This window comes from Natrinema gari JCM 14663, from assembly GCF_000337175.1.
In the GTDB taxonomy this organism is placed as follows: domain Archaea; phylum Halobacteriota; class Halobacteria; order Halobacteriales; family Natrialbaceae; genus Natrinema; species Natrinema gari.
In genome coordinates this window covers 1-688 of record NZ_AOIJ01000016.1, presented here as the reverse complement: position 1 = coordinate 688, position 688 = coordinate 1, and the positions used below count along the sequence as shown (strand labels likewise).

1 protein-coding gene is annotated in these 688 nt (G+C 68.8%); it reads right to left on the bottom strand.

Features of this window, described 5'->3' with window-relative positions:
• The coding region (locus C486_RS00410; RefSeq protein WP_008451719.1) for a thiolase C-terminal domain-containing protein at positions 1-688 on the bottom strand (688 nt) is incomplete at both ends.

Genomic DNA, 688 nt, shown 5'->3' with positions numbered 1-688 from the left:
CTCGACCTGTCGCTCGCCCGCGTTCCCGGAGAGTTGTTTGTAGGCCTCGACGACCTGTCCGGCACCCGTCGCGCCGATGGGGTGGCCCTTGGACTTGAGGCCGCCGGAGGTGTTGACGGGGAGGTCGCCGCCAAGTGCCGTCGCGCCAGACTCGATCAACTGGCCGGCCTCGCCCGGTTCACAGAAGCCCAGGTCCTCGTACGCCAGCAGTTCCGCGATGGCGAAGCAGTCGTGAACCTCCGCGAAGTCGAGGTCGTCGGGGTCGATGTCGGCCATCTCGTAGGCCGTCTCGGCGGCGCGCTGACTCGCCGGCACGCCGGTGTAGGTGTCGCGCTGGAAGAGGCCGACGGTGTCGCTGCCGGCACCGACGCCGGCGACCCGGATCGGATCGTCCGTGTAGTCGTCGACCACGTCCTCGCTGACGATCAGCGCACAGGCCGCCCCGTCCGAGGTCGGACAGCAGTGATAGAGGTTCAACGGGTCCGCGACGACCGGCGCGGACTGGGCGTCCTCGAGCGAGCACTCGAAGCCCAACTGCGCGTGGGGGTTTTTCGCGCCGTTTTCGTGGTTCTTGACGGCGACCCGCGAGAGGTGCTCGCGCGTGGTGCCGTACTGCTCCATGTGGACCGAGGCCATCTGGGCGTAGACGCCCGAGAAGGTGGTCCCCGAGAGGCGCTCCCACTCGGTC